Annotated in this window: 20 protein-coding genes; 19 read left to right on the top strand and 1 reads right to left on the bottom strand. The window is 29.2% G+C overall.

Features of this window, described 5'->3' with window-relative positions; genetic code table 11:
• Positions 1–382 precede the first annotated feature (382 nt).
• Positions 383–2,821 (top strand): Ig-like domain-containing protein, encoded by a 2,439-nt coding sequence (locus EDD66_RS00505; RefSeq protein ID WP_123607585.1) that lies wholly within the window; start codon positions 383–385, stop codon positions 2,819–2,821.
• A gap of 480 nt (positions 2,822–3,301) precedes the next feature.
• Entirely contained in the window at positions 3,302–5,191 is a 1,890-nt protein-coding gene (locus EDD66_RS00500; RefSeq protein ID WP_123607584.1) for a ComEC/Rec2 family competence protein, read from the top strand.
• Positions 5,192–5,310: 119 nt separating this feature from the next.
• Here EDD66_RS00500 and EDD66_RS00495 read toward each other — a convergent pair whose 3' ends face one another.
• Entirely contained in the window at positions 5,311–7,167 is a 1,857-nt protein-coding gene (locus tag EDD66_RS00495; protein WP_123607583.1) for an O-antigen ligase family protein, read from the bottom strand.
• A gap of 150 nt (positions 7,168–7,317) precedes the next feature.
• Here EDD66_RS00495 and EDD66_RS00490 point away from each other — a divergent pair, with 150 nt between their 5' ends.
• The 17 genes from EDD66_RS00490 to EDD66_RS00410 all read left to right on the top strand — a co-directional run bounded on the left by EDD66_RS00490 (position 7,318) and on the right by EDD66_RS00410 (position 25,582).
• Entirely contained in the window at positions 7,318–8,040 is a 723-nt protein-coding gene (locus EDD66_RS00490; RefSeq protein ID WP_123607582.1) for a DUF434 domain-containing protein, read from the top strand.
• 157 nt (positions 8,041–8,197) lie between these two features.
• Positions 8,198–8,815, top strand: a complete 618-nt coding sequence (locus EDD66_RS00485; protein WP_123607581.1) for a sugar transferase — start codon at positions 8,198–8,200, stop codon at positions 8,813–8,815.
• Entirely contained in the window at positions 8,784–9,677 is an 894-nt protein-coding gene (locus EDD66_RS00480; RefSeq protein WP_123607580.1) for an NAD-dependent epimerase/dehydratase family protein, read from the top strand. Before EDD66_RS00485 ends, EDD66_RS00480 begins: the two co-directional genes overlap by 32 nt.
• Positions 9,678–9,696: 19 nt before the next feature.
• The gene (locus tag EDD66_RS00475) at positions 9,697–10,449 is read left to right on the top strand and encodes a glycosyltransferase family 2 protein (protein ID WP_123607579.1); all 753 of its coding nucleotides are present in this window, start codon (positions 9,697–9,699) and stop codon (positions 10,447–10,449) included.
• A 46-nt stretch (positions 10,450–10,495) separates the two neighbouring features.
• Positions 10,496–11,449, top strand: a complete 954-nt coding sequence (locus EDD66_RS00470; protein WP_123607578.1) for a glycosyltransferase family 2 protein — start codon at positions 10,496–10,498, stop codon at positions 11,447–11,449.
• A gap of 75 nt (positions 11,450–11,524) precedes the next feature.
• Positions 11,525–12,403, top strand: a complete 879-nt coding sequence (rfbA, locus tag EDD66_RS00465; RefSeq protein WP_123607577.1) for a glucose-1-phosphate thymidylyltransferase RfbA — start codon at positions 11,525–11,527, stop codon at positions 12,401–12,403.
• Between the two features lie 13 nt (positions 12,404–12,416).
• Positions 12,417–12,977, top strand: coding sequence for a dTDP-4-dehydrorhamnose 3,5-epimerase (gene rfbC, locus EDD66_RS00460; RefSeq protein ID WP_123607576.1), 561 nt, complete (start codon positions 12,417–12,419; stop codon positions 12,975–12,977).
• A 2-nt stretch (positions 12,978–12,979) separates the two neighbouring features.
• On the top strand, positions 12,980–13,999 hold the full coding sequence (gene rfbB / locus EDD66_RS00455) for a dTDP-glucose 4,6-dehydratase (protein ID WP_123607575.1): 1,020 nt from the start codon (positions 12,980–12,982) through the stop codon (positions 13,997–13,999).
• A gap of 33 nt (positions 14,000–14,032) precedes the next feature.
• On the top strand, positions 14,033–14,323 hold the full coding sequence (locus EDD66_RS00450) for a sugar nucleotide-binding protein (protein ID WP_123607574.1): 291 nt from the start codon (positions 14,033–14,035) through the stop codon (positions 14,321–14,323).
• A gap of 66 nt (positions 14,324–14,389) precedes the next feature.
• On the top strand, positions 14,390–15,757 hold the full coding sequence (locus EDD66_RS00445; protein ID WP_243115272.1) for an ABC transporter permease: 1,368 nt from the start codon (positions 14,390–14,392) through the stop codon (positions 15,755–15,757).
• 14 nt (positions 15,758–15,771) lie between these two features.
• Positions 15,772–17,028, top strand: coding sequence for an ABC transporter ATP-binding protein (locus EDD66_RS00440; protein WP_123607573.1), 1,257 nt, complete (start codon positions 15,772–15,774; stop codon positions 17,026–17,028).
• A 20-nt stretch (positions 17,029–17,048) separates the two neighbouring features.
• A complete protein-coding gene (locus EDD66_RS00435; protein ID WP_123607572.1) occupies positions 17,049–17,975 on the top strand; it encodes a class I SAM-dependent methyltransferase in 927 nt (308 codons plus the stop codon).
• Between the two features lie 3 nt (positions 17,976–17,978).
• Positions 17,979–19,334, top strand: a complete 1,356-nt coding sequence (locus EDD66_RS00430; RefSeq protein WP_123607571.1) for a hypothetical protein — start codon at positions 17,979–17,981, stop codon at positions 19,332–19,334.
• A gap of 62 nt (positions 19,335–19,396) precedes the next feature.
• Positions 19,397–21,538 (top strand): glycosyltransferase WbsX family protein, encoded by a 2,142-nt coding sequence (locus EDD66_RS00425; RefSeq protein WP_123607570.1) that lies wholly within the window; start codon positions 19,397–19,399, stop codon positions 21,536–21,538.
• A 10-nt stretch (positions 21,539–21,548) separates the two neighbouring features.
• A complete protein-coding gene (locus tag EDD66_RS00420; RefSeq protein WP_123607569.1) occupies positions 21,549–22,451 on the top strand; it encodes a glycosyltransferase family 2 protein in 903 nt (300 codons plus the stop codon).
• Positions 22,452–22,508: 57 nt separating this feature from the next.
• Entirely contained in the window at positions 22,509–24,515 is a 2,007-nt protein-coding gene (locus EDD66_RS00415; RefSeq protein ID WP_123607568.1) for a hypothetical protein, read from the top strand.
• A complete protein-coding gene (locus EDD66_RS00410) occupies positions 24,512–25,582 on the top strand; it encodes a polysaccharide pyruvyl transferase family protein (RefSeq protein WP_123607567.1) in 1,071 nt (356 codons plus the stop codon). Before EDD66_RS00415 ends, EDD66_RS00410 begins: the two co-directional genes overlap by 4 nt.
• Positions 25,583–25,586: the final 4 nt, after the last annotated feature.

The following is a 25,586-nucleotide window of genomic DNA, read 5'->3' as shown; positions in this document are numbered from 1 at the left end:
CACAAGATCATTATCAACGAGGTCATGATTCTTAGCTGATGACTATGACTGAAATATAATCGTTTCATAGAGAAGAGTGTAATAAGGTATGGGGGGTTTGTACTACTGGTAATAATCAGTTAAAGCCTAGAATTATCAATGCACGACAGTTATACAATATGTAATCTTTGGAAGAAAAAAGACTTGACCTTTAGATTGAATATTGTTATAATCATCTTGTTATTGGAAAGATTATATTTAAGTATGCTTTGTATACTTTTCTTAGTAAGTACATAGGAAATCTATTATATATAGTAGATATTCCTGAAAATCATCTCTAAGAGGTGTGAAAGCATGAGAAAATATAATACTCAACCATATATTTTAAGGAGGAAGAAAGAATATGAAGAAGAATTTCTTTAAGAAATTAGCTGCCACTCTTGCATTCGCAATGGTAGTAACTTCTGTAGCTCCAGCAGCAACTGCTTCAGCGGCAGCAGGAATTACTCAAAAAAATGGTAGCACAGCAAGCACAGTATATGTGACTAAGTCATATGGCTTAAAGCTTGGTAAAGGCGTTAATGCAAAATGGACTTCAAGTAACAAGTCTGTAGCAACAGTTGGTTTAACAGGTGGTGTTTTAAAACCAGTAAAACCTGGTAAAGTAACAATCACTGCTAAGAGCACAAAAACTGGAAAATCTTACAAAAAGACTTTCACAGTAAAACAAAGAGCAACTAGCGTTGAACTTGGTGATGATATCTCTTTAGCAGTTGGTGATACAGCTCAACTTGATGCTGAGTTAACTCCATCTACTTCAACTGACGTAATCAGATATTTCTCTGATAACAAAGAAGTAGCTACAGTTGGTATGACTGGTGGTAAAGTTACAGCTAAAGCTAATGGTGAAGCTACAATCACTGTATATGCTAAAGCAACTACTGCAAGCAGCAATGCAAGCACAATGAACAAAGTTGACACTATCAAAGTTAAAGTTGGTACTTTCATTGAAAGCGCAACTCAAAACTCCGATACAAAACTTGATGTAACATTCAATACTGATATGAAAGATGCAAAAGCAGCAGATTTCAAGATTACTGCAGATGATACAAAGCTTGATATCGCAATTAAAGAAGCTAAAGTTGATGGCAAGAAAGTAACATTAGAAACTTTTGCTGAAATCAATGATGGTAAAACTTACACAGTAACTTATAAAGATAGCAGTTATCAATTCACAGCAACTGATAACAAAGTAGCAAGTATTGCTATTACACCAGCAACAGTTTCAGCTGAAACTAAAACTGAAATTAAAGTATTAGCTAAAGATGCTAATGGTGTTATCTTAAGTGAAAATCCATATGGTGATGTAAAAGATTCTAAGATTGAATTTAATATTGAAACATCTAATGGATATACTGAAGGAAGTAAATTATATTTATTCAAAACAGGTGACACTGCAAAAGCAACAGCTAAATATCATACTTATGACTATGTAGATGGTAAAGAAGTTGGTTTATTAGAAACTGAACTTACAATCACTGCAGTTGACAAGAGTGCTGCTGGTTTCCAAGAATACAAATATACTGTAGCTGAAACAGGTAAGGGACCTTCTAATTGGTCAACTGCAACACTTAACGATAAGTTAGCAGTTGAAGATACTGTTTCTAGATCAGTTTATGTTTACTTAAAAGATAATAATGGTGATGAAGTGACTGAAGGATATTCATTATCTTCATCAAATGAAAATGTATTATTAGTTAACGGTAATGGTCTTGAAGCTAGCTTAACAGCTGTAGCTACAGGAACTGCTTATGTACTTGTTAAAGATGTTGATGCTGATAAAGTTGTATTATCACTTCCAATCAACATTGTAGCTAAGAGAAAAGCTGCTTCATTAAGCTTAGATAAGAATTCAGTTACACTAGCACTTAACTCTACTCCAGCTGATTCTGCAACTGTTAAAGCAACAGTTAAAGATCAATATGGTGATAAGATTGCAGCAGGTAATTGGGGAACAGATAACTTAGATCCAGAATCAATTTCAAATGCTCCTGATATTGCTTTGGCTGTTGTTAGTGATGAAATCAGATTAAATACTAGTTACTTTACAGGTGATGGAGCTGGAACTTATAACTATAACGTTAAATTTGCTGGCTTAGTACAAAATCTTAAAGTTATTGTTAAAGATCAAGCTGCACCTACAAATAAATCAGTTTCATATAGCCTTGGCTTAAGTGATGAAAAGATTGATTTATTAGTTAATGATGATGTTACATCTAATAAGGTTTTCACTGCTGATGTTAAAGTTCTTAGAGGTGGTGTATTTGCTCAATATGCAGACATCGTATCTTATGAAATTAAGAATGTATCAACTAATAAAGTAGTAGCTAGCAATGGTGCAGTTGATTTACCAGTAGGAACAACTTCTATTTCAAAAACTGCTGTTACAGTAGGTGCTCCAGCTGTTAAAAATCTTGATGCAGGTAACTATTCTGTTACATTAAAGATTGCACAATACAAATGGGATGGTAATACTCTTAGTAAAGATTTAAATACTGATGGTAGCGTTAAAACAATTAAACTTAATAGAAGTTTTGTTGTTGTAGATACTCAACCTAAAGTTGAAGTTAAACAAGTTAAGACTACTAATTGTGATGATATCAATGATGCATTCGAATTCTACTACAATGGTAAAAAGCAAGATAATCCAGGTACAATTATAGTAGACGAAGTCGTATCAAACAAGACTCACTATATTAAGAAAGTAACTATAGATGTTACTGAAGGAACTACTCCTGTAAGAGTAACAGTTGAAGTTAACAAATCATTTACAGTTAAATAATTTTTAAAATTATTTAAGTAATATGAGTGAAAAGGAATGACCGTAGGTCATTCCTTTTTTGTTCTACGTCAAGTGTTGGGGGTTATTGGACTCATGCGCTTTTACTGATGCTAGGGCTATTTCTATAGTTAGTATTTCTAATAGTCTCTTGAAGATTTTAAAATTTCTTGAGGATAAAAGAATTGAATTACATTATTTAAGTAATAAGAATAGACACTAACGTTTCTTTAGAAAAAACATCTTCCAAGTTTTATTTTAAATATATATAATATATAAATAAATGGTCAAAAAAAATGATATATATTAGAAGGCTTTGTGTATTGATACAATTCCCAATATAGTATATAATTGACATACTTATAACATATTTATATACTAGACTCATATTATGACAATAATTATGTGGGAGATATCATCTTGCAACAATTATATGATGATTCTGCTGTATGCGTAAATTTTTGAAAGGTTAGGTTTATATCCATGCTAAAGAAACAGACACAAAAGAATCCAAAGAAACTAGTTAGAACACTAAAATCCTTATTCATTACTTTCATTTTAATAGTATCTTTTTTTAGCCCTATGGCTACAAAGGCTGAATCAGGGGATAACTTAAAAGTATCCTTTATCGATGTTGGACAAGGCGATGGTGCATTACTTGAGAGCAATGGGAAATATATGTTAATAGATGGAGGGCCAGTAGCTGCAGGACCAACACTCAATGCATACCTAAGAGCCAGGGGAGTTAAAAAACTAGAATATGTATTAGCAACTCATCAACATGAAGATCATATAGGAGGATTGATTAATGTATTAAAGAATTTTGAAGTAGAAAATTTGATAATGACTAATACTACTTTTCCTCACCAATCCTATTATGATTTTAATAATGTAATATTAAATAAGAAGGTTAATATAGTAAGACCTGTGATGGGTAAATCATTTCAGTTTGGCTCAACCACAATAACATATGTAGCACCAAATAACACGAATTATGCAAGCTATAATGACAATTCAATCGTCGTAAGAGTTGTCAATGGAGAAAATTCATTTCTATTTACAGGAGATGCTGAAAGTGTTTCAGAAAAAGAGATGATTGCTAAAGGACACAATCTAAAATCAGATGTATTAAAGGTTGGGCATCATAGCGCATTAACCTCTACCACTCAAGCTTTTTTAGATGCAGTGGATCCATCTATCTCAGTTATATCTTGTGGCAGGGATAACAGAGCCGAGTTTCCTAGAATAACTACCTTGAAGAAATTGGAGAAGACCAATATTTATCGTACTGATATATCCGGTACTATTACAATGGTAAGTGATGGAAAAGAAATTACTGTTGATCAAGAGCCATATTCTTATGCAGGTTCTAATATTGATATATTAACTGGTAATACAACAATATCAAATATAGTTGAGAGTAAAAATCTTACGAAGCTTCAAGCTGAAACTGCTCAGGGGAGTCTGGCCTTGAATGGTATCTATGGCGATGAAGATTATGATATGATTTTTGGAGGTAAACTTAAGATTGATTTCCTTGCAGATTATGGAGTTAGCTCTTTAAAGAGAATTGAATATGCATTTGCTCCATCAGATAAAATAAATAATATAAGTAATGTGAATTGGAATGTATTAACTGGAAATAGTTTGATTTTAACTGAGGATTTTGAAGGAAGTATCTATGTAAAATATATTAATAAATTAGGTAATACAGTCATTCGCAAGACACAGGGATTTACATTAGATGCTACTTCTCCAACGAATTGTTCCGTTGTTTCTAATCAGTCTAACCTTAACATTGTAGACATCAATGCGAAGAATTCATATGCAAACAAAGCATCAACTCCTATTACTTTGCAATTCAGTGCGGACTTTGGTATAAGTGGTAAAGGTAATGTTGAATACATGTTAGTAGAAAGAGGCAAAGGTTTTAGTAAAAACTGGCCTTGGACAGCAGGTAATTCTGTGACTATCAGCAATGATTTCATCGGCAGGGTATATGTAAGATATACAGATGGTGCAGGCAATGAAACAATAAAGAAAACTACTGGTTTTAGTTATGTTTCAAAAGAACCTATTAATACAAAAATAGTTTCTAAAAATGAAGAAATTAAATTTGTAAAATGGGGAGAAAAGAATTCGAAAGATATTATTATTAAATCGGAAATCACATTAAAATTTACAGCAGATTTTGGTGCAAGTGGCAAAGAAGCCATTGAATATGTTTTAGAGAATAACGGAAAGAAAACTAAATGGACCAAAGGTGATTCTGTAACAATTAAGAAAGGTTTCTCTGGAAGGATTTATGTAAAATTTACAGATAAAAATGGTAATTCTATTACTCGTAATTCTAATAGTTTTAAAGTTAAATAGAGTATATATAGAATGCCAGGAATATGATTTTAAATGAATGAGTTAAAAACCCAGTAGCTGTTGTATTTCAAATAATACAACAGCTACTGGGTTTTTATTAAATAACGTTTAGATATTAATTATTTAAATTTTTTTAGCTTATAGTTTATAGCCATACCCATACCCATCAATAACCAAAAGATTGGGGATACTGTTATTGTTGAATCATTGAAGAGCCCAGATACCATATATCCAATGGTACCAACAAAAATTGCTGCACCAATCTGCATATAATAATTCTCGAAATTACTTTTAAAATAAAGTCTAATGCAAGATATGAAATACATAATGTAAAATGTTAAGAAAGCAATAAGTGATAATACCCCAGTTTGTAATGCCATTTGTAAATACATATTGTGAGGTCTTGTTATTAAACTTGAAATATAATCATTATGATATCTTCCAATATAATCATTCTGTGGAAATACTAAGGAGAAAGTATCAGCACCTGAGCCTAATAGTACATGATTCTTTAAGAGAGGAAGTGTTCTTGACCATATATAACCTCTTCCAGAACCCATCTTTTCAAAGTCAGTGAATATAGCTGATTCAGCATTAATTATCTTATCAAATCTCCCATAGTTATTAATATAATAATAAGTATTATCACCTAGTTGATTCGTAAAGTACCAATTAACTCCATCAATAATTACATTAAAACTAGCGACAGAGTCTAAATGTGCTTGTTGTAATGTTATTGTATTAAAACGGGTATTATCGATGTAATAGGTACTACTGGATCGGTCTAATGTAGTTTGAATCTCATCACCATTTTCATCAGTTAAGGTAAAATCGAACAAGTTTTGGTCATTTAATTCTGTTTGTATCAATAGTTTATTATTATTATAAATTATTTCAATATTGTTATCATTTGTAAGAATAGAAGATAATGGATACTCAGGGGTCTTTACGTCTGTAACTATAGAGTGAAGCCTTTGTATAAATACATTTCCTGTAATTGCGTTAATTGATAAGAAGGCTATTATTAGAAAACTTATAATTCCAATCGAGAATTTCCAATGCTTTATTATTAGCTTTCTAAATAAAATAAGAATAAATGCAAGTGACACACATAATGCAACAAAACCATTTCTTGATGAGGAAGCAATCATACAAAGAATTAGTCCTGCAATAGCAATGCTATATAGGATTTGTAATTTACGTTGTTTGGTAAATAGCAATAATACTAAAAGTATAGGTGATATCAATGAAGTATATAAACCGACATAGTTTGGATTATATAATGTTAAATATACACGATTATCTTCAAAATTAAACTTTAATTGGTCAAGAATGTTCCAATGTTCTGAAGGAACAATTAATCTTTTGCCAAGATCAGAAGCAAAAAAATCATGGCTTGTAGCCTGGGTTAAACCAAGTACACATAATATCATTATACTTACCAAGAGGTATTTAACAATCAGTTTTATATCTTCTTCCGAGTTAGTAATAAGAAATACATAATACACTAAAATACAATAGCCCAGGATAACAAAAATTGATTCAAATTGTTCAAAAATACCTGTGTAACCAAAGGATGAGTACTCTGAAAATATAGTGGAAAGTAAAGCTAATAAAGCATACATACCCAAAGGAATTAACGAGAATGTAAATTTATATATGCCATTTTCTTTAAGGATATTAATACCTTTAGAATTAAAAAATTTATGACTAATTATATTCCAAATAAGTAACATAGTAATAATAAAAGTTATTATCGTAAATACCATACTTTTATTATATAGAAAGAAATCAAATTGAGTATCATTATTCCAAAACCAGTTAAAACCAGATAATCCGGTATTATATACTTTCATTCTTACGATTAAAGGAAGGATTGAAACAATGAAAACTATAGGAAGAAGGTACCAGTTTCTACTCATTTGCTTTGATGATGCATATGAGTTATTTTTCGAATGACGATTATTCTTAGACATAATAACTCCTTTAAAATATGTATTTTAATAATTCAATTAATAAGTATTGCATTATTAATTATACTATATAATGTGAATTGTTCAATATAAGTTTTGGTATAATATGAAAGTTTAATAATTGAATTAGTGGTTTATGAAAGGTGGATTATTATGAGCAAATTTAGTAGAAGAGGGTTCATTGAATCAGACACTCAGGAATTTGGACCGGAATCAAAGGATAAACTATATAATGCAGCTCATGATATTCTTTACCTTATAAATCGAGGTTATAACATAAAGAATGCCTCTACCTATGTAGGAGATCATTATCTCTTATCTGCAAGACAAAGGTTGGCATTAATGAGGGGGCTGACATCCAAAGAAATGTTGGAACGAAGAAAATCCAAAGAAATAGTAAATGAGCTAAAGAATACCATTATTCATATAGATAGTTTAAATACAATTATCACCTTAGAGGTAGCACTATCTAATTCACTTATATTGAAATGCATGGATGGAACGATTAGAGATCTGGCGGGGCTTAGAGGGACTTATCATTTAATTGATAAAACGAATGCAGCTATTAACTTAATTGGAGAAGAACTAGTAAAACAAGGAGTTAAAAAGGCTGTTTTCTATATTGATGCACCGGTATCTAATTCGGGAAAATTGAAGATAAAAATTATAGAAATTATGAGGCATTATGATATTGATATAGAAGCGATTGTTACGAATCAGGTAGACTCATTATTAGAGCAATTTAGCAATGTGATCACGAGTGATTCTATCATTCTTGATAGATGTATTAGTTGGTTTAATCTAAATAAAGTTATTATTGAAAACAATATTCCAGAGTGTATGTACTTTGATTTTGAAAGATATTCAGAAGACTGAGAATAATGGGAACGGACATTAAAATTGGCTGGTATTTTTTTATGTTGGATGAAGGTACATATATCCTAAAATCTGTCGCCTCAAAATTAGTCCTATCATTGTAAAGAGAGTGATTTTGTGATAATATTATTATAATATTGTCTAAAGAGGAGTAGTTATGTATAAAAAGTATGTAAAGCGATGTATTGATATTTTACTATCTTTTATAGGTATCATAATAGTTGGATGGATCATTCTAATTATTATGGTTTTAATTAAGTGCACCTCAAAAGGACCGGCTTTCTTTCGACAAAAAAGGATTGGCAATCAAAAGAGGGAATTCTATATATTAAAATTCAGAACTATGAGAATTGATGCACCAAAAGATACTCCAACACATTTACTTGAGAATGCTAATAGTTATATTACTCCAATCGGAAGATTCCTTCGTAAAACAAGTTTAGATGAACTGCCACAGATATTTAATATCCTGTCTGGAGAAATGAGTATTATAGGACCAAGACCTGCTCTCTGGAATCAATATGATCTGATTGCTGAGAGGGACAAGTATGGTGCCAATGATATTCGTCCGGGACTTACCGGATGGGCCCAGATCAATGGCAGAGATGAGATCCCAATCGATGTGAAAGCATGTTTGGATGGAGAATATGTTAAGAGATTAAGTTTTGTATTCGACGCAAAGATATTCTTTCTCACATTTGCAAGTGTATGGAAGAAAGAAGGAGTGAAAGAAGGGAAGAACTTTGAAGAAAGTCTTGATTATAGGAGGGAATAGTTATATAGGTAATTCTTTCATACAATACATAGGGCAATTGGAAGAGAAACAATTTTTAATAGATAAGATAAGTGTAAAACATAAAGAATGGGAACAGTATGATTTTACCGGGTATGATACGGTCATTCATTTGGCCGGAATTGCCCATGAAAGAGAAACCAGGCAAAATGCCCAGTTATATTACAGAGTAAATAGAGATCTTGCAATTAGTGTCGCGAAGAAAGCAAAAAAGAGTAAAGTAGGACAATTTATCTTTATGAGTACGGCAGCAGTATATGGTTCCAATGTAAGTGTGATAACAAAAGATACTTTGTCCCAACCTAATACACATTATGGAAGATCAAAGTTAGAAGCAGAACAAAAGATCATAGATCTAAATAGTGATGAATTTAAAGTTGCAATCGTCAGACCACCAATGGTATATGGCTATGGATGCAAAGGGAATTTTGAGAGATTAGTTAAGTTAGCTAAAATTACTCCAATCTTTCCAGACATACAGAACAAAAGAAGTATGATATATATTGAAAATCTGTGTGAATTCTTAAGATTATTAATAGACCAGAGTGAATGGGGTTACTTCCATCCGCAGAATGAAGAGTATGTATGTACCAGTGAGATGGTAAGAGTAATTGGTGAAAGTCTGGGAAGGACAATATATTTTACGAAGGCATTTAACTGGGGAATTAAGGCTATGCAAAAGAAAATTGGAATGGTAAGTAAAATATTCGGTGATTTATATTATGAAGTAGATGAGGAACATCACATAAAGATATTAGAAATTAAAGACATTAGTTTAGTACAGTCAAAATATTCAGTTGTGAATTTTAAAGAATCGATACATGAAAGTATTGAGCGTAAATAATAGATTGAGGTGCTCAGTGATGGAAAAACCAAAAGTTTCTGTGATTATACCAGCATATAATTGTAGCCAATATATTGAAAAAGCAATTGAATCTGTATTAAGTCAGAATGTACCTCTTGAAATTATTCTTATTGATGATAATTCTCAGGATAATTTAGGACAAGTAATAGAGAAATATATGAAATTAGACAACTTTATATATTTAAAGAATGAAACAAATATAGGTGTTGCAGAAGCTAGAAATAGAGGAGTACAAATTGCTACTGGCGATTATATTGCTTTTTTAGATGCGGATGATTGGTGGAGACCTGATAAGTTAATAAAGCAGATTAATTTAATGAAGCAGAAAAAATATGTATTATGTTTTACAGCCAGAGAAATAGTAAATGAAGATGGTATAACAACAGGTAAAATAATTCATGTACAAGATGAGATTAATTACAATAATTTGCTATATCATAATGGTATTGCTTGTTCTTCTGTTATTCTTAAGCGAGATGTAGCTTTAAAAAATCCTATGAAGTATAGTCATTTACATGAAGATTACCTAGCATGGCTTACTATACTAAAGAAGCATGGAAAAGCTTGTGGATTAGATGAACCTTTATTATTATATAGATTAAGTAATAATGGAAAATCAAGAAATAAATTAAAGTCTGCAAGAATGACGTATGGAGTTTACAGAGTTATGAAAATTGGCAGGATAAAAGCTTTCTTCTTAATGAGTTCACATTTATTACATGGTATTATTAAATACAATAAATTAGATTAATATAATTTATATATCAAAATGAAAAAACAGGAGAAATGGTAATAAAATGCGAATATCAGTAGTTATGGCTACCTATAATGGAGAAAAATATATTGTTGAGCAGATAGATTCTATTCTGAATCAATCAGTCAAACCCGATGAAATCGTAATTTTTGATGATGGCTCCCAGGATGGCACTTGGCATATTTTAAATTTATATAAGAAAAAGTATCCAGATATAATATATATCAGTCAGAATGAGAAAACCCTTGGATATGGTAAAAATTTCTGGGATGCTATTCATTTTGCAACGGGAGAATTTATATTCCTATCCGATCAAGATGATATATGGTATCAGGATAAGATAGAGAAAATGAGTAGAGTACTGGTAAATAATTCAGGAATCATGTCATTGTCTACAGCCTATGAATTGATTAATGAATGTGGTAATGTTTATCAGGATATAAGAAATGTAGTATTTAAAAATAATGGAGCATTAAAACGTATTTCTTGGAAAAAATTTATGATACATCCAAAGTATCCTGGCATGGCAATGGCAATTCGAAGAACATTATTAGATAATATTCCATCAATGCTACCAAATAATATTTCTCATGACTGGTTTCTTAATCAGTATGCATCTATGAATGGAGCGATGTATTTATGGGATAGAATTTTGACTCAATATAGACAGCATCAGGCTAATGCTGTTGGCTCTTCAGCCAGTAATCGAAAAATAGATGAGAAGATTCGGCGTATTCGTATTGTGACAGAGATAAAAGATTCAATGGAGCAATTATTGGAGATATTCAATCAAGAAGATGTTTCAACCACCATCAAAAAATTTATAGACAAATTGATTTACGTAAGCAAAATTCGTATTAAAAATATAGAAGATGAACGTTTTTTGATCTTGATTTTACAAGATCTAAGATTTCATGCATATCTAACAAAACGTGCTATACTAGGGGATATTTATATAAGTTTTAAGGTAATGAAAGAGAAGAGGAAGAAACAGTGATTCATATGATAAAATATATAGAGCATGTTTATTTAAAGATACAATAATAAAAATTATGATATAAGGAGAATTATAATGAAAGGAATTATATTAGCTGGTGGATCTGGAACACGATTATATCCACTTACTATGGTAACATCAAAACAATTACTTCCAGTATATGATAAGCCAATGATTTATTATCCGCTTTCAACACTTATGTTAGCTGGGATAAAAGATATCTTAATTATATCAACACCTCAAGACTTGCCTAATTTTACTAAATTATTAGGGGATGGTTCTAATTATGGAATTAATCTTAACTATGCAGAACAACCTTCTCCAGATGGGCTTGCACAAGCATTTATTATAGGAGAAAAATTTATTGATGGAGATTCCTGTGCCATGGTACTAGGTGATAACATCTTCTATGGAAATGGTCTAACGAAGCATCTTAAGGAGGCTGCTAATAGAGATATGGGAGCAACTGTATTTGGTTATTATGTAGATGACCCAGAACGATTTGGTATTGTAGAATTTGATAAGAATGGGAAAGCAATATCAATAGAAGAAAAACCGCAGAATCCCAAATCTAACTATTGTGTAACAGGCCTGTATTTCTACGATAACAGAGTATGTGAATTGGCTAAGCAAGTAAAACCATCCCATAGAGGTGAACTTGAGATAACAGATCTTAATAGAATGTATCTGGAAGATAAAACTTTAAATGTTGTAACACTTGGTCGTGGTTATGCATGGTTAGACACTGGTACTGTTGACTCTTTGTCAGATGCTACAGAATTTGTGAAAGTAATAGAGAATCGTCAAGGTGTTAAGATTGCTGCAATTGAAGAAATTGCTTATAAAAATGGATGGATTAACAAAGATAGATTGATACAATCAGCAGATCTTTATGGTAAATCTACTTATGGAGCACATCTTAAAAAGGTGGCGGAAGGAAAAATTATATATTAAAGAAGGTATTAACATGAATGTTATAAAAACAGACGTATTAGATGTATACATATTAGAACCTAAAATTTTTGGTGATAAAAGGGGATGGTTCATGGAAAGCTGGTCCAACAAAACCATGGAAGAAGCTGGACTGCATTATGATTTTGTACAGGATAATCATTCTTTTTCTGCTGAGAAAGGAACGCTTAGGGGACTGCATTTTCAAAAAGGTGAAGATGCTCAGGCAAAGCTTGTAAGATGTGCGAGAGGCGCTGTGCTTGATGTGGCTGTTGATCTAAGAGAAGATTCTCCAACTTATAAGAAATGGGTTGCAGTAGAATTATCAGAGACTAATTACAGGCAATTACTAATTCCAAGAGGGTTTGCTCATGCTTTCTTAACGCTGACTGATGATGTAGAATTCTTATATAAGGCAGATAATTATTATGCACCCCAATCAGATCGTAATATAATATGGAATGACCCTGATATCAATATAGAATGGGAAATTGATAACCCGATTCTTTCCGAGAAGGATGCAAATGCACCAACATTACGAGAGAGTGATGTGGATTTCAAATATGAGGAGAAATAGATATGAAGATAATAGTAACAGGTGGAGCAGGATTTATAGGCGGGAATTTTATTCACCATATGACCACAAAATATCCTAGTTATAATATTATTTGCTTAGATGCATTAACATACGCTGGGAATATTGAAACTTTAGAATCAGTAATGGATCATCCTAAGTTTAAATTTGTGAAAGGTGATATCTCAGATAGGGATTTTATATATCAATTATTTGAAGAGGAAAAACCTGATGTAATTGTAAACTTCGCCGCGGAAAGTCATGTAGATCGTTCTATTGCTGACCCTGGTATCTTCTTGCAGACGAATATTCTAGGTACTGGTGTACTTTTAGATGCTTGCAAAAAGTATGGAATAAAGAGATATCATCAAGTTTCTACAGATGAGGTATATGGTGACTTACCGCTTGACAGATCAGACTTATTCTTTACAGAGGAAACACCAATTCACACTTCTAGTCCATATTCTGCATCAAAAGCATCGGCAGATTTATTAGTACAAGCTTATTGTCGAACATTTAAAGTACCAGCTACAATCTCAAGATGTTCCAATAACTATGGCCCATATCATTTTCCAGAAAAGTTGATTCCTTTAATGATTGCTAATGCATTAAATGATAAATCTTTACCTGTATACGGGAATGGAGAAAATGTTCGTGATTGGTTATATGTAGAAGATCATTGCATCGCTATTGATATGATCATTCACAAAGGTAAAGTAGGAGAAATCTATAATGTTGGTGGACACAATGAGAGAACAAATCTTGAAGTCGTTAAAACTATAATTAGGGAACTTGGTAAAAGTGAAGATTTAATAAGCTATGTTACTGACAGACTCGGCCATGATATGCGTTATGCTATAGATCCTACAAAGATTAAGAATGAACTTGGCTGGGAACCAACGACTACTTTTGATGAAGGAATCAAGAAGACAATTAAATGGTACCTTGATAATAAGTCATGGTGGGAAAACATTATTAGCGGCGAATATCAGAAATATTATGACAAGATGTATGGAAATAGATAGTTTTATATTAAATAAGTTATAAGGGAGAGTGACATGAAAGTCTTAGTAACAGACGTAAAAGCACAACTAGGACATGATGTTGTGAAATACCTTAAAAATAGAAGTATTGAGTATACAGGTGTAGATATTGATGATTTTGATATTACTAATCATAATCATATCAGAAACTATATTAATAAATATAAACGAACAGTCGTCATACACTGTTCTGCTTATACTGTGGTTGATAGAGCAGAAGATGACAAAGAACTTTGCTATAAAGTCAATGCTGGAAGATTCAAAAGACTTCCAATCTGGAAGGATATATTAAAGAAATATATATAGACGTATTAGAAATAAATAACATGGACTAAATAATTCCATGTAATTATTTAGTGAAGGGTAAATATAATGAAATCAATAGTAAAAATTTTTATGACAGCGTTATGTTTAATAACAATTAACTACTTAATTTACACGTCAGTTGATATTAATATCGGAGAACAAGTAACGTTTTCTTTTACTGCATTTTCAGATGAAAGAAACATATACCAGGTCTTTTATAGTAAGAATGGATTATGGAATGAGCGCGAATCATCCCATAGTGAATATACATATGTTAAAAATGAACAAACTTTAGATTTTATAATACCCTCAAATACTTCTCAATTAAGATTAGATGTTGGAGATAAAATAACATCAATAAAGTTATCAGATTTTAAAATGAAACTTTTATGGAAAACGATAAAAGTTAATGTTAATAGTGGTAATGAATCATCTAATTATAATATAGAAAATATTCAACAGGTTAATAATATTATAAATGTTACTACAAATGGAAATGATCCATATTTTACTCTTGAATTAGACCAAAATGATTATAACCGTTTATTAAGTAATTTACAAATTATAAACATATTATTGAAATTAGCAATGTGTATCCTGATATCATCATTAATATTGATTGTCATTAAAAAATTCTACTATATAAAAAGTATTATATATAGTATATTTAATAGTAGAATACTAATTTGGAATTTAGCGAAAAATGATTTTAAAACAAAATATGCAGGATCTTATTTAGGAATAACATGGGCATTTGTTCAACCTATTGTTATAGTATTATTATATTGGTTTGTTTTTCAAGTAGGCTTTAAATCTTCGCCTTTGGACAACTTTCCATTTATTTTGTGGTTAGTGGCTGGAATAGTACCTTGGTTTTATTTTCAGGAGGCAATTACCAATGCAATGAATAGTATGTTGGAATATAGTTACTTAGTAAAAAAGGTGGTTTTTAAAATTAGTATATTACCTGTTGTAAAAGTTATTTCAGCACTTTTTGTACATGTATTTTTTGTATTATTTGCAATAGGGATTTACAGCATTTATGGATATTATCCGAATATATATACTTTGCAATTAATTTATTATTCTTTTTGTATGGCAATATTAGTACTGGGCATTTCATATATAACAAGTTCAGTTATTGTATTTTTTAAAGATTTAGGTCAAATAGTAGGAATATTACTTCAGATTGGCATGTGGATAACACCAATTTTATGGAGCTATACAATGTTACCTGTAAAGTACCAATGGTTACTAAAAATAAATCCTTTATACTATATAACAGAAGGTTATAGGGATAGTTTAATCAGAAATGTATGGTTTTGGGAAAAGACTAACTTAACTATTTATTTTTGGGTAGTAACTTTATGTTTATTCGGTATTGGAATGATAATTTTTAGAAAACTAAAAGTACATTTTGCAGATGTACTGTAATAAGAGGTAAGATAATGAAAGATGTTGCAATAAAAATTGATGATATTAGTAAAATTTATAAATTATATCAAAAACCAACAGATAGATTAAAAGAAGCTTTAGGAATAAGTAAAAAATTATTATATACAGAACACTATGCATTAAAAAATGTTAGTTTCTCTATTCATAAAGGGGAAACTGTTGGAATTATTGGTACAAATGGGTCTGGAAAATCTACCTTGCTAAAAATAATTACAGGAGTACTAAATGCAAGTAAAGGAAATACAACGGTACATGGAAGAATATCAGCATTGTTAGAATTAGGTGCTGGCTTCAATATGGAATACACTGGTATTGAAAATATATATTTAAATGGCACTATGATTGGATTTACAAGAGAAGAAATCGAAAATAAACTTAATGATATTATTCAATTTGCTGATATTGGTGATTTTATTAATCAACCTGTTAAAACTTATTCTAGTGGTATGTTTGTGAGATTAGCTTTTGCTGTTGCTATAAATATTAATCCTGAGATTTTAATTGTTGATGAAGCTCTATCTGTAGGGGATGTTTTTTTTCAAGCTAAATGTTATAAGAAATTTGAAGAATTTAAAGAAAGAGGAAAAACAATTCTTTTTGTTAGTCATGATCTTAGTAGCATTGCAAAATATTGTGACAGGGTAATATTATTAAATAGAGGAAATCTAGTAGCTGAGGGATCTGCTGCAGATATGATTGATTTGTATAAAAAAGTATTAGTAAATCAATTAGACGATGAAAATCAAAAAAGTGATATTGTGAAAACGAATATGCAAGACCAATGGAAAAATAGATTGATTATAAATCCTAATACTAATTCCTATGGAAATTATTTGGCTGAGATTATTGATTTTGGTCTATTTGATGATAAAGGTAATATAACCAATAACTTTATTAAGGGGAGGACGTTTACGCTAAAAATGAAAGTTAAATTTAATGCAGAAATACAAGACCCCATATTTGCTTTTACTATTAAAGATTTAAGAGGTACTGAAATAACAGGGACCAATTCAATGATTGAAAAGATCGGAGTTTTAAAAACTCAAATAGACATGGTTAAAGAAATTAGCTTTATGCAAAAAATAGATCTTCAAGGTGGAGAATATTTATTATCACTTGGATGTACAGGGTATAGAGCAGGAGATTTTGATGTATATCATAGATTATACGATATTTGTAATATAACAGTAATATCCGATAAAAATACAATTGGATACTACGATATGAATTCTATAGTCAATATAAAATAGTGAGGTAAGGAGGAACAATATTGGAAGACTTTATAGGTAATGTCAAAATGAATTATAAGTTTTATAAGGGTATTGATTTATATAGTGATGGAGAAGTAGAAGACATAATTCTTGACATTGTTAAATATAGGCCACAATGCGAATACGAGAAAATTATTATGCAGGAAAAGAGTTGGCCAATTTTTTATCATTTATCAAACTTAAGAACTAATATAGTTGAATGGATTCCAATTAATGAAAATTCCTCAGTATTGGAAATTGGTTCTGGATGTGGTGCGATTACAGGTGCTTTGGCTAATAAGTGTAAAAAAATAACATGTATTGATTTATCAAAAAAGAGAAGTGAGATAAATGCTTACCGTAATAAAGACAAATCAAATATTAATATAATTGTAGGTAATTTTCAAGATGTAGAGAAAGAATTAACTGAACAGTATGATTATATCACTCTAATTGGTGTTTTTGAATACGGAGAATATTATATACAATCTGATAAACCATATTTAGAATTTCTAAAAATAATAAGTAAGCATCTAAAGAAAAATGGTAGGATTATTATTGCCATAGAAAATAAAATTGGTATGAAATATTGGGCAGGATCCAAAGAGGATCATGTAGGAAAATATTATGAAAGTATTGAAGGATATACGAAATCAAAAGGGGTAAAAACATTTACAAAATTGGAATTAGAGGAAATTTGCAATAATGCAGGTTTTAAAGAATTTAAATTTTATTACCCATATCCAGACTATAAGTTTACAACTACTATATATTCAGATGATTATTTGCCACAAGTAGGATCACTTAATAATAACATAAGAAATTATGATATGGATAGGTTGATTACTTTTGATGAAAGTAAAGCATATGATACAGTTATTAGAAACAATTTATTTCCGCTATATTCAAATTCATATTTGCTAATTCTAACAAAAAGTGAGGGATAATGTATGGAAAGAATTATATATTCAAAATATTCTAACGAACGTGATGATGAATTTAAAATCAGAACTAGTATAACAAAAGATGAGAGTGATAATTTTATCCTATACAAAACACCTTTAACTGAAAAAGCGAAAAATCATGTGAATAACATGTATAACACTTATAAAAAATTATGTTATTATTACGAACAAGATATATTAAATATAAATAAATGTGAATTTAAAGAAGGCTTTGTTAAATTCGAATATTTACAAGGCGAAACATTAGAAAAAAAGCTAGATGACTTAATAGAATTAGATCGTGTAGAAGATATTATAAATCTGATTAAATATTATAGAGATAAAGTGACTAGTATAAAGGAACAAAAGCCTTTTGTAATTACTGAAGATTTCACTAAAGTATTTGGTAACGTAAACTTATCAAGTAATTTATTAGCTAGTTCAGTAAGTAATATTGATATTATATTTTCGAATATTATAATTAATGAAAAATGGAACTTAATAGACTATGAATGGACTTTTAATTTCCCTGTTCCTATTAATTTTACAATATATCGTGCTATTTTTTATTATATTAATACATCATCAAAAAGAAGTGAATTGTTAAGTTTAGAATTAATGAAGTTATTGGAAATTAGTGATAATGAGATAGAGCAATATGAAGTGATGGAACGAAATTTTCAAAATTATATTATCGGAAATTCATTAACAAGTTGGGAAATTTATAATAATATACATGGTAAATGTTATGATGTTAGTTACTTCGTAAAAGATGCAGAACAAAATCAAATTAGAAATGAAGTACAAATATATTATGATTATGGAGAAGGATTTAGTGAATCTAATTCAACCAAACATTATATCACTCCAGATGATAATGGGAAGGTATACATTAAAATTAAAATAGAAGAAAATATTAAGCAATTAAGGATTGATCCTGCAAGTGACTACAATATTATTATAATTGAAAAATTTGTAGGTTCCAATAATAATTATTATCCTTTAAAGTATAATAGTAATGGTTATAAAATAACAGAAAAAACAGTTCTATTTATAACAAGCGATCCACAAATATATGTTAATACTATTGATCCTGGGACAAACCTTATTGAATTAGAATATTTTATTAAAATGATACCATCTGAGTTATCTTTAGAATTATCTAAATATATATATTCAAATGAGAATACATTAGATTTATTAAAGTCTCAATTGAATGAATTAGATATAAAAGTAAAAGAATTTGAGCGTAATATAGATATAAGAGATGAATATATTAGAAACATACAGAAAAGCAGATTATGGAAGTATTATAAGAAGCATCTGATAAAAAGAGGCCAATATTCAGAGTTTTGGAGCTGATTATCTATCTATTAAAATGAGTAAAAATATTATATTTAAACTATAACCTAGGAGGAATCCATTTGTTAAATTACTATATAGAGAATATGAAAATTGCAAAAGATAAAAATAATTATTTATTGAAAATAAAAGGTTGGGCATTTGATAGTGATAGTAAAATTAATATAAAGATTACTGATGAGAAGGGTAAAATTTATCCTATAGATTTAGCATTTGAAGTAAGAAATGATGTATATGAATATTTTGATAATAGCGAAAATGCACTTAATTGTGGAATACAAGCAATAGTAGAAGATATTTCTAAAAAAGTAAATTATCTTCAAATTCATTTTATGGATAAAGATAAAGAACTTGGTATTTATGAGATAAATATGAAAGAAATAATAAAAGAGTCTTATCAAAAAAAAGTTTCTTTAGATAATTTCAAAAAGGTAATAAAGAGTTTTAAAAGGGATGGATTTATTACAACATTTCAAAGAATAATGAGTAGATTTGGTAGCAAGCAAGATAATTTCTTAGAAGAAAGTTTAATAGAACCATATATATTTCAAGAAGATAATTTTAACTATATCCCCCAAAATAAATACAATATGGTTATTGTTTTAAATGCTACTTCCAGTATATTAAAACAAAATGAGTTAGATCCAACATTAAATAGTATTAATAATCAAAAGGTTAATCGAATTATTATTTTAACAAATACTCTAAACCTTTTAAAGTATGATACATTAGATAGTAATGCTCAAATAGACATAATCATATTAGAGGAAGAATTAAATGAAAATAAAAGAGTAATACAATATTTATATCAGAACGTAAAAGGTTTAACTAATAGTTTTATCACTTTAATTTCTGGTGGTGATACATTAGCTTCCTCAGCTATGTCTATAATTTATGAAGCACTTGATCATTCTGGTTTATTAGTTGTAACAAGTGATGAGGATCGAATTTGTGATGGAGAATATATTGCTCCATTTTATAAGAGATTTGCGGTTCAATATAATAGACCAATAGAATTAATTCTTAGAAAATCGATAACAATACATGAAACTATGTTTGATAAATATATAGAAAATAATTTAGAGATTAAAGAAATTTATATTGTAAATAAAGTACTTTATCATTATCGACTGACAAATAAAGCAAATAGTAATGTAAAACCAATTGTATTTTATCTTCCGCAGTTTCATACATTTCCGGAAAATGATGAGTGGTGGGGAAAGGGTTTTACAGAGTGGACTAATACGAGGAGTGGAAAACCTTTATTTGAGGGGCATTATCAACCACATAATCCAGGCGAACTTGGTTATTATGACTTAATAAACGATCCTTCAATTCAGTATAAGCAGATAAGTCTTGCAAAAGAGTATGGAATATATGGTTTCTGTTATTATTATTATTGGTTTAATGGTAAAAGATTAATGGAGAAACCTTTAGATAGAGTATTAAAAGATAAAAGTCTCGATTTCCCATTTTGTATATGCTGGGCAAATGAAACTTGGAGTAGAAGATGGAATGGCCAAGATCAAGAAATTCTTATAAAGCAAGAGCATAATGAAGAAAACGATAATAAATTTATAGAAGATATTATACCTATTCTTAAAGATGAAAGATATATTAAATTAGGTAATGCACCTATTCTCCTAATTTATAGAGCAGAACTATTCCCTGACTTAAAGAAGACAATTAAAGTATGGAAAGAAAAATGTAAAGAAAATGGAATTAACGAGTTACATGTTTCACTCGTACAAACTTTTGGCTTAACTAACCCTATGATGTATGGGGGAGATTCAGCTGTAGAGTTTCCACCTCATAGCATAGTTACAGGAAACATCGCTTCTCAGATGCCTAAACTAAATAAGAATTTTTTGGGAAATATTTATGACTATAGAGATGTAGTTGCTCGATGCTTAAATAAAAAGCCTAATTATTATAAAGTTTTTAGAGGATGTATGCTAAGCTGGGATAATACGGCTAGACGAAAAAATGCTTCTAATATTTTTCATTATTCTGATCCAAATGAATATAAAAAATGGGTATCAGGACTTATTGACTATACTAAGACTTATAATAATGAAGATGAGCAATATATATTTATTAATGCATGGAATGAGTGGGCGGAAGGTACACATCTGGAGCCAGATGAAAAATATGGACGAGCTTACTTAGAAGTAACAAAAGAATCTCTTGATTCCAATTATTAAGGAGAAAGAAATGAATGAAGATATCGTAAGTGTTATTATACCTTCCTATAATTATGAAAAATATATTGTTGAATGTATGCAATCAATTGTTGATCAGGATTATAAAGAGATTGAATTGATTGTAGTAGAGGATTATTCTAAGGACAATAGTAGACAAATTATAAAATCATTTTTGAATCAGGATAATATTATAAAAAGATTTATTAATATAGTTTACATAGAAAATGAAGAAAACAAAGGAGCGCATTATTCTATTAATAAAGGAGTAATGGAAGCAAAAGGCAAATATATAGCAATTATAAATGCTGATGATTTATATGAAAGAAATAGGTTTTCTTGTATGGTTCCTAAGATGAAAACAGGTAATAAACAAATTATGTTTTCTAATGTGGAGATTATCGATGGAAATTCTAAAATTAGTTCAACAGAAGAAGCTGAAAAATTTCGTAGCTTACCTATGGAAGTAAATAAGTATCCTTATGTATCATATGCTCTACTAAGGCAGAATATTGCAATATCTACTGGTAACATGTTATTTACTAAGGAATTATACGAAAAACTTAAAGGATTTAGAGAGTATAAGTATATCCATGATTGGGATTTTATTCTTCGAGCATGCATTATTGATGAGCCTGAATATATTGCAAACACAAAATACTATTATCGTTTACATGATACTAATAGTTTCCGGAGACTAAAAGATATTGCTGATATCGAAGTAAAAATTGTATTAGAAGATTTTTTTGCATTAATAAAAAAAGGAAGCAACAATCCAGCCTTAAATAAAGAAAAGGTTTTTAAAGAGATTAAAGAAGAATATTTAAAAGTACATTGGAACAGAACCAATTTTCTATTAAGAAAGCTTATAAAACACAAATATAAATACAAGATATTAAAACATAGGAAAGATTAGCAGGTGTATATTTTTAAGTCTAGATAATATAAATTTGTAGTGAAAGGAACTATTAAAATGAAACAAAAAAAAATGATTATGAAATATCTTCTATGGTTATATGTAGTTATAGTAGTTATTTTAAGAATAGAATTAGTTAAGCATTTGCCAATTATAGCATTATCTGACGCAGATTATGATGATAATATGATGGTAAATATGGCATACAGTTTACTTGATGGAAAATGGCTAGGAAGCTATAATTATTTAATTTTACAAAAGGGAATGATATTTCCACTCATGCTAGCTTTTTTTTATAAATTGGGTATATCTTATATAACTGGAGTGACAATATTATATATAATTGGTTGCTTTATATTTGTATATAGTCTTAAAGATTTATTTAAGAATAGTAAATATCTTTATATAATTTTTACATTTTTAATATTTAATCCAATTATGTTTGATTCTCAAGTTATTCAGAGGGTCTATCGTAATAGTATAACTCAGGCCCAAGTAATGATTATCATGGGCTGTCTTATAGCTATATATTTTAGATTAAAGAGTAACAGACTAAATATTTTACCATGGTCAATCTTAGCGGGACTAACAATTTTATCATTTTTTAATACAAGAGAAGATGCAATATGGTTAATGCCTTTTATTATTGTTGTTACTATTATAAATTTAATTATAGTATTAAAGTTAATAAAAAACAAAATAATTAATATTATAATTATAATGTTACCATTAATGTTTCTTTTTGTTGGGAATAATATAATTTCATTAATTAATTATAATAATTATGGCGTTTATCTTAGAACTGAACCGATTGGAAGTTATTTTAAAGAAGCTAAATCTAGTATTTATTCAGTTACATGTAAAGAAGATATAGAATATGTTTCTGTACCTAGAGAAAAATGGAATAGACTTTATGCAGTAAGTCCGACATTATTAGACATGAAACCATATATTGAATCTTCATTAGATACATGGAGTAAGTATGATAGAAATAAGTATGATAATGAAGTTGAAGATGGATGGTTTACATGGTCTTTTCGTTCAGCGGTTAATTCTTATGGAGGCTATAAAAACGCGCAGTTTGCTAATCAATTATATAAGAAAATATATGAAGAAATAGAAGTTGCTATAGATACAGGAATACTTGAAAGAAAACCAACGATGCCTATTAAATCAATGTCTCCTTGGCGCGGCGGTTATACTAAGAAGATAATAAAAGAAATTTGGAATGTTGTTTTATTTACGATAGATTATGATAATGTTAGGGCTGCAACTGGTGTTAGTACACAAAATAGAACTGGAGGCATTCTTAGTTTTGAAAATATTACTAAAAATAATGCTATATACCCAGTTCAAGTTAATGGTTGGTTCATATATCATAAAGAAAAAGATGTACAATTAAAAATAATTGATAAAGATTTAAATATCATAGAAGATATTAACATCGAAAAAAGTGACGATCTTTATGAATATTTTAAGAAACAAGGTGAAATATATGAAAATGCAAAAAGTGCCAGATTTTCATTTACTAGTAAGACTCTTGCATCAGACGGTTTATATTTTCTGGCAGCATATGATACAGACGGAAATTTAATAAAAAATATTCCATTGGATGGTTCAGTAACATATGATAGTAATGATATTTATACCTTTAACTTTGACAATGTTACTAATAAAGTTAATAAAGTTAATTATTTAAAATCAGCATACAAATGCATAGAAAAATTGAACATAATAATCTCATTATACCAAGTAACAGGTACACTTTTAATATTAATTGGTATCACAGTATATATATATATAAGTTTTCTGCTATTTAAGCAAATTAAAGTTAAAAATTATAGCAATTTAAGTATTTGGTTAATACTAACAGCCTTAATAGCTTCATACTTTGTGTTATTATTTGGAGTTGTATATGCGCATATATCTGCATTTGATGCAATTAATACATTATATTTATCACCAGCATATATATTAATCACTGCTTTTTGGTCAATTGCAATTAGTTATGTATGTGATAATCATTTATTAAAGTATAGGAAGATATTAAAGGAGAGCAAATGAAAGTAGGAATTATCACATTTCATAATTATAACAATTATGGTGCTATACTTCAAAGTTATGCTTTGCAAAAAATATTATATAATCTAGGATGTGAGTCAGAAATTATTGATTATAATTGCAATTATATCAGTAAGCCTTACAGATATATAAATTTAAAGCAAAAGGGCTTTTTTACATATCTCTTTGGGGTTATTGGGTTTATATGTTACCTTCCTAGAAAAAAAAGATGCAATGAATTTCGTAAACTTATGAATTATAGTATCAGTGTAAATAATTCTAATATTAATAGTTTATCTAATGCATATGATTATTATATTTCAGGCAGTGATCAGGTTTGGAATTATAAGTTGACTAATTTTGACAAAAATTACTTTTTAGAATTTGTTAATGACAATAAGAAAAAATTAAGTTATGCTGCAAGTTTTGGTTTAAGTAATATTCAGAATCAATACAGGCAAGAATATGCTAAGTTATTGAGTAAATTCAATAAGATATTAGTGCGTGAAAAGCAAGGTGCTAATATCGTAAACGATTTAATTGGACAAGTTCCAGAGGTTGTTTTAGATCCTACCCTTTTATTAACTCAGGATGATTGGATCAATGTTTCTAGTGACATTAAACGGAAAAAAGAGTATATTCTAGTATATCAATTGGGATTTTCCAAAAGGTTAATTAATTTTACTAAAAAATTATCTCGTGAAACAAGCTGTGAGATTCTATTTATTCCATTCCCATTAGGGAAGTCTATAAAGTGTAGACCATTAATTAATATTGGTCCTAAGGAATGGTTAGGATTATTTAAAAATGCAAAGTATATTGTATCAGATTCATTTCATGGAATTATTTTTTCTGTTTTGTTTAATAAAAATTTCTTTGCTGAAGTATCTGGTCAACATAAAAATTCAAGAGCAGAAAATTTTTTATCTCAATTTGGATTAAAAGATAGAATTATTAGTAATGATTATAAAGTTCAATTAACACAAGATATTGATTATACTGTTATAAATGAAAGAATTAATATTGCCAGGGAAAAATCAATTGAAAGTTTAAAAAATATGTTAATTTAAATTA

It is taken from the genome of Mobilisporobacter senegalensis (assembly GCF_003752155.1).
Taxonomy (GTDB): Bacteria; Bacillota; Clostridia; order Lachnospirales; family Lachnospiraceae; genus Mobilisporobacter; species Mobilisporobacter senegalensis.
Note: the sequence above shows the minus strand (reverse complement) of the source record. Positions and strands in the feature narration are given on the sequence as shown.